The organism is Rickettsiales bacterium (assembly GCA_033762595.1).
GTDB lineage: Bacteria > Pseudomonadota > Alphaproteobacteria > Rickettsiales > UBA8987 > JANPLD01.
The window spans coordinates 1-10670 of sequence record JANRLM010000065.1 but is presented as its reverse complement, the minus strand read 5'-3'; the positions used below and the strand labels follow the sequence as shown (position 1 = coordinate 10670).

4 protein-coding genes are annotated in these 10670 nt (G+C 34.5%); 3 read left to right on the top strand and 1 reads right to left on the bottom strand.

Going from position 1 to position 10670, the window contains the following annotated elements; genetic code table 11:
- Positions 1–416 precede the first annotated feature (416 nt).
- On the top strand, positions 417–4016 hold the full coding sequence (locus tag SFT90_04885; protein MDX1949817.1) for a transcription-repair coupling factor: 3600 nt from the start codon (positions 417–419) through the stop codon (positions 4014–4016).
- Positions 4017–4177: 161 nt separating this feature from the next.
- Positions 4178–4498, top strand: coding sequence for a hypothetical protein (locus SFT90_04880; protein ID MDX1949816.1), 321 nt, complete (start codon positions 4178–4180; stop codon positions 4496–4498).
- Here the strand turns inward: SFT90_04880 and cysQ are convergent.
- Entirely contained in the window at positions 4467–5282 is an 816-nt protein-coding gene (gene cysQ / locus SFT90_04875) for a 3'(2'),5'-bisphosphate nucleotidase CysQ (GenBank protein MDX1949815.1), read from the bottom strand. The genes SFT90_04880 and cysQ overlap by 32 nt on opposite strands.
- Before the next feature lie 241 nt (positions 5283–5523).
- Between cysQ and SFT90_04870 the strand changes: the two genes are divergently transcribed.
- Complete coding sequence (locus SFT90_04870; GenBank protein MDX1949814.1) at positions 5524–10455, top strand: NAD-glutamate dehydrogenase; 4932 nt, start codon at positions 5524–5526, stop codon at positions 10453–10455.
- Positions 10456–10670: the final 215 nt, after the last annotated feature.

Genomic DNA, 10670 nt, shown 5'->3' with positions numbered 1-10670 from the left:
GATAATTTTATTCAAAATTACGGCGGAACGGTTGAATTTTTTAAGGTGGATAATGAATATAGATTTGCAATAAACTCTTATCAAAAAGTTAAAAAATCAATTATCGTAAGCTCTAAACTTATGGAAGCAGCTGATAGGTTGTATTAGAAGCCAAATTGCTCAAATTTACTTTGCTAAAACCATTCTATCTTTCACGTAATTGTCACCCCGCATTTATTGCGGGGTTAAGAATAGCTACACCATTTTTCATTCCCGCGAAAGCGGGAACCTATAATATAAAATAATGGATACCCGCTTCCGCGGGTATGAAGTGAAAGTGTGTATTTATAGGTTGTGAATTCACACCCTCAATAAATGCGTAGTAAAACACATAGAAAAAAATAAGGAATATTTATAAATCTTTACAATTAAAATTAGTGATAAACATAAATAATAAAAATATTCTATATGGCTTGCCGAGTGGCTCTGAGGCGGTTTTGATTGCAAAATTATTGCATAAATATCAAAAACCCATTGTTCATATTTGCAAAAATGATGCCTACCTTGAAAAAACTGAATCTCTCCTAAAATTTTTAATTAAAGATATTGAAATATTTGAGCTTCCAGCTTGGGATACAAACCCTTATGATAAAATTTCTCCAAACTCTGAAATTTCAAGTATTCGCCTTAAAACCCTTGCCACGGTTGCTGAAAAAGGGCTTAAGCCTAAGCAAACTATTCTAACCACCGCTAATGCATTTATACAAAAATTAGTGCCAGCGGAAATCATTAAAAATGCCTGTTTATCTGTTAAAAAAGGCGATGTTATTAAGCGAGATAAACTCACCAAATTTTTAGTTGATAATAGCTATATTAATGTTGCGTCAGCAAGTGATCACGGAGAATTTAGTGTTAGAGGAAGTATTATTGATATTTTCCCACCTTCTTATGAAAACGGCTTCCGCCTTGATTTTTTTGGTGATGAGTTGGAATCAATTAAAAAATATGATCCTCTCACGCAAATTACAATTTCTTCTTGTGATAATTTTGAGTTAATTCCAGCATCGGAAGTTTTGTTACAAGAAAAATTCATCAATAATTTCAAACGCAATTTTATTGATAATTTCAAAATAGAATCCGCTCAAAAAAGCCCATTATTTGAGGCAATCTCAGAGGGTAGAAAATATTCAGGCATGGAAAATTATCTGCCGCTTTTTTATGATAATCTCGCAACTATTTTTGATTATTGCGATGATGCAATCTTCACTTTTGAAAATGATTTTGAAAATGTATTTTTAGATAGAAAATCTCAAATAAAAGATGCGTTTGAAGCTCGCCAAATTTATTCAAAATCTGGCAAATATAGCGATATTGAAACCACCATTTTGCCCCCTGAAAGCCTTTATTTAACAGGTGATATAAGTAATTTACACAAGAATAAAACTACAATTTATTTTTCCTCACTAAACCCAGAAAATGAAGAAAATAATTATAATTTCAAACCAGTAAAAAATTATTTTTCAGAAGCGAAAATCTATAACAAAACCGCCATAAACCTACTACAAGATGAGCTTGCAGAAAATTTTCTAAATAAACAAAATAAGAAAAAAACTATTATTGGTTGCGTTAGCGAAGGCTCTAAAAATCGCCTCAAAGCAATGCTTGAGGAGAATGAAATTCAAAGCATTTCGGTTGAAAATTTTGAGCAAGAGCAAGCCTTAATTACAAAAAATAAAATAGCTTTAGCGATAATAAATATTGATAATGGCTTTGAAACTGATGAAATAAAAATCATATCAGAAGCTGATTTACTGGGTGAAAGAATCTATCGCAAGCCCAGAAATAGAGGCAAAAAAGCTGAGGATTTTATCAAGGAAGCCGCAACCTTAAATTCTGGTGAATTGGTTGTGCATAAAGAACACGGAATCGGCAAATTTATTGGCTTAGAGACTATTTCAGTTAAAAATATTCTGCACGATTTTATCCTGCTTGAATATCGTGATGGTGATAAATTTTATGTTCCCGTTGAAAATGTTGAAATGATAAGCCGTTTTGGCTCAGATGCTGAAAATGTTGAACTTGATAAACTTGGCAGCCTTCAATGGCAAGAAAGAACCGCGAGAGTTAAAAATCGCATCTTAAAAATTGCAACTGATTTACTTGAAATTGCTGCAAAAAGAGAGCTTGAAGAAACAATTTCAGTTGACTGGCAAACCCCACTTTATCAAGAATTTTCCTCAAGGTTTCCCTATACAGAAACTGATGATCAGCTTTCTGCGATTGAAGATGTAATGAATGATATTTCCTCTGGAAAACCAATGGATAGGCTGATTTGCGGTGATGTTGGCTTTGGCAAAACTGAAGTGGCAATTCGTGCAGCATTCGCAATCGCACAGAAGAATTATTTTAATAATCCTGTCATTGCGAACGAGAGCGATTTAGCTCAAGTGAAGCAATCCAGCGAGATTGCTTCGGTTGCTCAAGATAAACTTTCGCTACCTCGCAATGACGATTTTATAAATCAAGTCGCCGTTATTGCACCAACAACTTTGCTTTGCCGTCAGCATTATAATAATTTTGTGGAGAGATTTTCGCATACTGGAATTAGGATTAAACAGCTTTCCAGAATGGTTACAACCTCTGAAGCAAAAAAAATTCGTGAAGCGATAAAAAATGGTGAAGTTGATATTGTAATCGGCACGCACGCACTACTTGCGGAAAAGCTGGAGTTCAAAAATCTAAGCCTGCTAATTATTGATGAGGAGCAAAGATTTGGCGTTTCTCAAAAAGAAAGGCTCAAAAAATTTAGGGGTGATACGCATGTTTTAACGCTTACAGCAACGCCAATTCCTCGCACGCTTCAGCTTTCACTTGCTGGAATTAGGGATTTATCGCTCATCACAACCCCACCAGTTGATAGGCTTGCAGTTAGAACTTTTGTTATGCCTTATGATGAAATAACCATTCGTGAAGCCATTTTGAAGGAGCATTATCGGGCTGGAAAATCTTATTTTGTTGTGCCAAGAATTAAAGATTTGGAAGAATTAGAGCCAAAATTAAAGGCGTTAATTCCAGAGGTAAAAATTGTTTCAGCCCACGGCAGAATGAAGCCAGACGAGCTTGACACCATCATGACTGATTTTTATGATGGCAAATTTGATGTTCTGCTTTCAACCACGATTGTTGAATCAGGGCTTGATGTTCCAACCGCCAACACAATTATAATTTATCGTGCGGATATGTTCGGCCTTGCCCAGCTTTACCAGCTTAGAGGCCGTGTTGGCAGGGGGAAAATTCGTGCTTATGCCTATATGATGTTGCCCACTAGAAAAACCCTCACCAAAAATGCTGAAAAACGCTTAGAAGTTCTACAAAAATTGGATACTCTGGGGGCTGGTTTCACGTTAGCGAGCTATGATATGGATATTCGTGGATTTGGCAATTTGCTTGGTGATGAGCAATCTGGCAATATTAAAGAAGTTGGCGTAGAGTTATATCAAAATATGTTGCAAGAGGCGATTGAAAACCTCAAATCGCAAGCCAAAAATGATAATAAAAATATCATTGCTGAGAATTTTTCAGTGAAGTTAAATCTTGGCGTTTCGGTTCTAATCCCTGAGGATTATGTTAATAATTCTGACCTTAGAATGGGGCTTTATCGCAGGCTAGGAAACCTCTCAAATGATGCAGAAATTGAATCTTTTGGTGCGGAGTTAATTGATAGATTCGGCAGTTTGCCTAGTGAAGTTGAGAATTTACTGGATACACTAAAAATAAAATTAATCTGCAAAACTCTTGGAATTGAAAAAATTGATGTAGGTGAAAAGGGTGCAGTTATCAGCTTTTATAATAATATGTTTGCAAACCCAGATGCTTTGATTTCCTTAATTGCAAAAGATCCAATCAAATATAAAATTAAAGATGGCACAAAATTTGTTATTGCAAATCAAAATTGGATAAATCTAAAAACTAGAATTACTGAACTCAAAAAATCCCTGATTGAAATTGGTGAGAAAACTGGTTTATTTGTTAATTAGAGTAGAAAAAACTTTAGAGTAATTAGCCCTAGTTATAAAGTTTCAATAAATCTATTCATTAGCCCCCACTAGAATATTCACAAAGGTTAAATTTTAGTTAAATTATTGATTGCAAAAAAAAACACATATGCTATTATTTAGAAAAATTAATAATTTTGTATATGCATTTTTTATTTCAAATTAAAAACCAACAACAAATGCAGTATAAAGAATATCTTGATGATGATAATTTAAATAAAGATGATGGTAATTTAAATAAAGATGATGATAATTTAAATAAAAATTTAGATGAAAATATCAAATCACATTTAGAAGATTATATTGGTTGTAAAGAAGAAATTAGAAAATTAGAGAGTAAAAAAAAACCAATGCCAGAAATTCAATTATTAATTACATTAAATAGGGCCGTTCTTGCACTTTGTATTTCGTGCTTAAATACTTTTAGCAATCTTAATGGAGGATCTGAACCCCCCAAGCGATAAAGCTTCCATTTCTTAGGTAATCTAAAATTTCTTTATCTAATTTGTATAAAAATTCTGAATTATCGGGGTGGGTAACTCTGCCACCAGCTGCGACAAGAACGGCCTGCCCTGCACAAGTATCCCATTGCATTGTAGGGCCAAAACGAGGGTAAATATCCGCCCCGCCTTCCGCCACGATGCAAAATTTCAAACTACTTGAAGCGGAAACAACTTGGTTTGGCTGAAATTTATCAATGAAGTTTTTTGTTTCAGGGTCTAAATGGCTTTTGCTCGCAACAATTCTATAAACACTTGGGTTTTTATTGTTTGAAATTTCAATTTTATTTGAAATGGTTATATAATTATTTTCATTTGAAGGTTTAATATTTTTTGTATCCAAAAAAAACGCCCCTTGGCTAACTTCACCGAAATATAATTTATTCTCTGCTGGCTGAAAAACCACCCCCATTACAGCTTTATTTTCAATCACTAAACCAATATTAACCGTAAAATCATTTTCACCACGAATAAAAGCCTTTGTGCCATCAAGCGGGTCAACCAGCCAATATGAATTAGTATCAGGAATTTCAAGCTTCGCCCCCTCTTCAGAAATTATCGGCAGGTTTGAAATTTTTGCCAAACCTTCGCTAATAAGTTTATCAGCTTGCTTATCTGCCTCAGTAACTGGAGATTTATCTTGCTTAATCTCAACGCCAACATCACCAGAGTTGCGTATATTCAAAAGTATCTCACCTGCCAATAAAGAGAGGTTTATAATTGAATTTAGTAAATAAGTATGTTGCATAAGTGTTAACCAAATATTATAAGGGGCGTTAGAAATTTCAATTTATTTACCTCTTTAGACCCTCTCCCCTTTTATAAGGGGAGAGGGAAGGGTGAGGGGATCGGGTTTAGATACAATTAATATTTTCTAATTAAAAATGAAATTAATAATTTCATTTTATTTTAGCCCTCACCCCTACCCCTCTCCCAAAGGGAGAGGGAGTAAGAGTTAAAATTTATAAACTTTTTTAATGGTGCTATATATGACGAAATCTAACCTAGCAGTAAAAGATAACGCAATAACAGATAAATACCTCAATGACAATCTAGAATATATCTCCAAAATTATTGAAGCTGGTAAAAAAAGGCTAGGCAATAAATTTGATGATATATCCGAAAATTTTATCAAAAGATTTTACTGGCGTTGTGATATCAAATATTTCAACTCTAACAACATAGATGAACTTCTTGATGCTGCACTTTGTGCCTTAGATTTTGCCAAAATAAAAAGCGAAGATACTTACAAAAAAATTAGGGTTTTTAACCCTGAGAAATCTACTCACGATTGGAAATCTGATAGAACTATTGTTCAATGCAACCTAAATGATAGCCCGTTTATTTTAGATTCTGTTATAAATTATCTATATAGAGATGATAGAACGCTTCACGAAGTTATCCACCCAATTATAAATGTTGAGAGAGATAAAAAAGGGCAGCTAACCAAAGTTTATCTTGCAGAAGAAGGCCACGATAAAGGCAAAAGTGAATCTTTAATTCATATTGAAATTGGACATATTTCCAACCTTGATGAGCATAAAAAGATTGAAACTGAACTTAATGATGTTCTTGAATGCGTTGAGCTTGCAGTGAAAGACTGGAAAAAGATGAAAGAAAGCACCAAGGAAACTATCAACAGAATAAACTCTTACAGCAAAATTAATATCGCAAATGCGAATGAGGGTGCAGAATTTTTGAGTTGGGCTTTGGAAAATAATTTCATCTTCTTAGGCTATCGTGATTTTGACTTCAAAAAAGATAAAACCGTTTCTTATAATAGCAAAACTCAGCTTGGTATTTTTAATGCAAATATCAATAAAAAATATGATGATAAATTGCAAAATGTTACCTTCAATGATGAGATTTTACTTAAAAATTCTAACCTCATAGAAATCACAAAATCTGGCAGAAAATCTGTGGTGCACAGGCCAGCCCATATGGATTATATCGGCGTTAAAAAATATGATGAAAAGGGAAATATAATTGGTGAAGAAAGGTTTTTAGGTCTATTTACTTCTAAAGTTTATTATCAATCAGCTCACACTATTCCAATTATTAAATCTAAGATTGATAATGTAGTTAAAAAAGCAGGCTTTAGAGGCGATAGCCATAACGGCAAGGCACTTGTTGCTATTCTTGAAAGCCACCCAAGAGACGAATTACTACAATCCACAGAAGAAGAATTATTTGAAATGGGAATGGGCATTGTTTCACTTTCAGAAAAACCCGCCACTAGAATTTTCGTTAGAAGAGATAGGTTTTACAGGTTTTATAGTTGCATAATTTATATTCCAAGAGAATTTTTTACTACTCACCTTAGAAATTCAATCCAAGAAATTTTAGAGGAAGAATTGCAAGGCAAAGTAATGGATTACTACACGCAAGTTACTGATTCTCCGCTTGCGAGGGTTAATGTTCTTGTAAAAACCACCCCTGATGGTGAAGCCTCTGATTACTTAAATGAAAGCAATCTGCAATTCAAAAATCAAAAAGTAGATATTGCAAAAATTGAGCAAAGAATCGTTGAAAAAACTAGCAGTTGGATTGATGGTTTAGCTAATAAACTTACTGAAAAACTTGGTGAAATTGAGGGTGAAACCACATCAAGAAATTATGCAAAAGCATTCCCTGAAGGTTATAAAGATTTATATCACCCCGGCGGTGCAACCGCAGATATTCTTAAGATTGAGCAAGTTTACAAATGCGGTGAGCTGCAACTGGATTTTGATTTCTACAAGTTAGAAAAAGATGATTCTGATTATTTCCAGCTTAAACTTTATAGCCTTGAAAAAAGAATTACCCTCTCAGATATAATGCCTGTTATTGAAAATATGGGCTTTAGTGCAATTGATGAGGTTATTTTCAGCGTTAAGCCAAGGCATCAAGAAAAACCTGTTTGGATTCATCATTTCAAATTAATATTTAACAGAGGCGATTTAGAATCTCAAAGCGAAATAAGCCTTAATATCAACGAGATAAAAAGAATATTTGAAGAAACACTTATACAAATTTGGGCTAAAAAAGTTGAAAATGATAAACTCAATCAATTAGTTGCAAGGGCTGGGCTTAATGCTCGTGAAGTGCAGATTTTAAGAGCTTTTGGTAAATATATTATCCAAATAAATTTCCCTTATTCTTTAGAATTTATTTACAAAACTCTTTGCAAGCACCCTAATATTTCAAAGAAAATTTTAGAATTATTCAAGGCAAAATTTAACCCTGAATTTTCTGAAGCTGAAAGAAAACAAAATTCTGAAAATTTAATCTCTGAGATTAAAAATGCTCTTAATAAAGTTCAAGCAATTGCTGATGATAAAATTCTCACGCAATTTGCTGAAACTATAAAAGCAACGCTCAGAACTAACTATTTTATTAAAGATAAAGATGGTAACCACAAAAAATATTTATCATTCAAATTAAATCCTTCGCTTATTCCAAATATTAATAAGCCAGTTTTATTCGCTGAAATTTTTGTTTATTCCTATGATGTTGAAGGCATTCACTTAAGAGGTGGAAAGGTTGCAAGGGGCGGGCTTCGTTGGTCTGATAGGCATGAAGATTTCAGAACGGAAATTTTAGGGCTTGTGAAAGCTCAAATGGTTAAAAACTCGGTTATCGTTCCAACAGGTTCAAAAGGCGGGTTTGTTGTGAAAAACGCTGGTGGGCTTTCTCGTGATGAATATATGGAGAAAGGCAAAGAGTGCTATCGCACTTTCCTTAGGGGCTTGCTTGACATTACCGATAACATCATTGATGGCAAAACAATCCACCCAACAAATGTTGTAAATTATGATGGGGAAGATCCATATCTAGTTGTAGCCGCAGATAAAGGCACAGCAACATTCTCAGATATAGCAAATGGTATAGCAACTGAATATAATTTCTGGCTTGATGATGCTTTCGCAAGCGGTGGCTCTGTAGGCTATGATCACAAAAAAATGGGCATTACCGCAAGGGGTGGATGGGTTTCAGTGATGAGACATTTTAGAGAAATGGGCATTGATTGCCAAACGCAAGATTTTACCTGCGTTGGAATTGGCGATATGGCTGGCGATGTATTCGGCAATGGAATGCTCCAAAGCAAGCATATTAGGCTTGTTGGTGCATTCAACCATATGCATATATTTATTGATCCAAACCCTGATTCTGCAAAAACTTTCAAAGAGCGTGAAAGGCTTTTCAATCTGCCAAAATCTTCTTGGACGGATTATAACAAAGATTTAATTTCAAAAGGCGGTGGCATTTTTGAGAGAAGCTCAAAATCTATCCCTGTTTCTGCTGAAATGAAAGAACTTTTCAATATTACAGAAGATACAATTTCTCCTGAAAATTTAATTAAAAAACTTCTTACCTCTAAAGTTGACTTACTCTGGAATGGTGGCATTGGCACTTATGTTAAAGCAAGCACTGAAAGCCACGAACAAGTTGGTGATAAAACTAACGATAATCTTCGTGTAAATGGTAATGAACTTCAATGCAAAGTAGTTGGTGAAGGCGGAAATTTAGGCTTCACACAAAGGGCAAGAATAGAATATGCAAGAATTGGCGGCAGAATAAACACTGATGCGATTGATAATTCTGGCGGTGTTGATTGTTCTGATCACGAGGTAAATATCAAAATTGCACTTAGAAATGCTCTTAATAATGGCAAATTAAATTTACAATCAAGAAATAAACTCCTTGGTGAAATGACTGATGAAGTTGCAAAACTTGTTCTTAGGGATAATGAATTGCAAACTCACGCAATCACCTTAATGGAAAATCAAAGAAGCAAAATTATTGAAGATAATATTCAATTAATGGAAAACCTTGAAAGGTCTGGTAAGCTAGATAGAAACCTTGAGTTTTTACCTTCAAATGATGTTCTTCATTCAAGAGCTTTAGCAAAACAAGGGCTAACAAGGCCAGAGCTTGCTGTTTTACTTGCTTACAGCAAAATTTCTGTATTTGAAGAATTAGTAAATTCTCATCTGCCAGATGATAGCTATTTTGCAACTGATTTAGTTCTTTATTTCCCACAAAGAATGAGGCAAGAATATTTGGAAGAAATAAAATGCCATAAACTTCGCAGGGAAATTATCGCAACTTTTGTTGCAAATTCTATCGTGAACAGAACCGGCACAACATTCTTTCATAAAATCAGGGAAGAAACAGGAATGAAAGGCTGCGATGTTGCAAGAGCCTACACAATAGTTAGAGACTCATTCAACCTTAGAGAAATCTGGGACGAAATTGAGAAGCTCGGCACTACAATCACGCTTGAAACCTCAATTAAATTATATAACGAAATTGATAGATTAATTGAAAGGGCAACCACTTGGTTTTTAAGAAATTGCAAGCACCCTCTACAAACAGCAATATTAGTAGATACTTTCCGACCAGCAGTGGCAGAAGTAGCTAAAAACCTTGATAAATTCTTGAACTCAGAGGCTCGTGAATCAAGGGATAAAACTTATAATGAGTTAAAATCTAATAATGTTCCTTCTTCACTTGCTTCAAAATTAGCCGATTTTGATGCTTTGGCTTCCGCATTAGATATAAAACTTGCTTCAGATAATACATCAATTCCAATTAATATGGTTGGGCAGGTTTATTTTGAGCTTGGCAGTCGCTTCCGCTTAAGCTGGCTTAGAATTCAAGCAAGAAAACTCTTTGCTGATAGTTATTGGGATAATTTATCTCTCAAAACTACCATCAACACTTTCTATGATCAGCAAATGAAATTAACGGAAGATGTTCTTAATAAAGGCTGTGATAAAAATTCTTGTGAACTAACAATGGATAAATGGCTAAATGACAAGAAAAAGCAAATTAATCGTTATACCAACTTTATTAAAGAGCTTCAAAACCACGAGAAAGTTACAATGCCAATGCTAACCGTTGCAATGGAAAGGGTTGGGCATATATTTAATTCGTAAGAGTTAAGGAGTTGGGCATTGGGAATTGGGAATTAGTTTTTTATTTGTAATCTACCAAAAACCTAACGCCCAATTCTCATCTCCCAACTCCCCTCTCTCAACCAATCTCAACCGCCTGTGCCGCTGCCGCAATTACAGCACCAATTTTAACCGCTGATTGAACCATCTGCTTTGTAGCACCATGATTTGCAGAAGATTTCGCATGAGAATCCATA

Coding starts and splice junctions, on each gene's coding strand:
- SFT90_04870 (MDX1949814.1), top strand. CDS start 5,524: ATGACGAAATCTAACCTAGCAGTAAAAGATAACGCAATAACAGATAAA.
- SFT90_04880 (MDX1949816.1), top strand. CDS start 4,178: ATGCATTTTTTATTTCAAATTAAAAACCAACAACAAATGCAGTATAAA.
- cysQ (MDX1949815.1), bottom strand. CDS start 5,282: ATGCAACATACTTATTTACTAAATTCAATTATAAACCTCTCTTTATTG.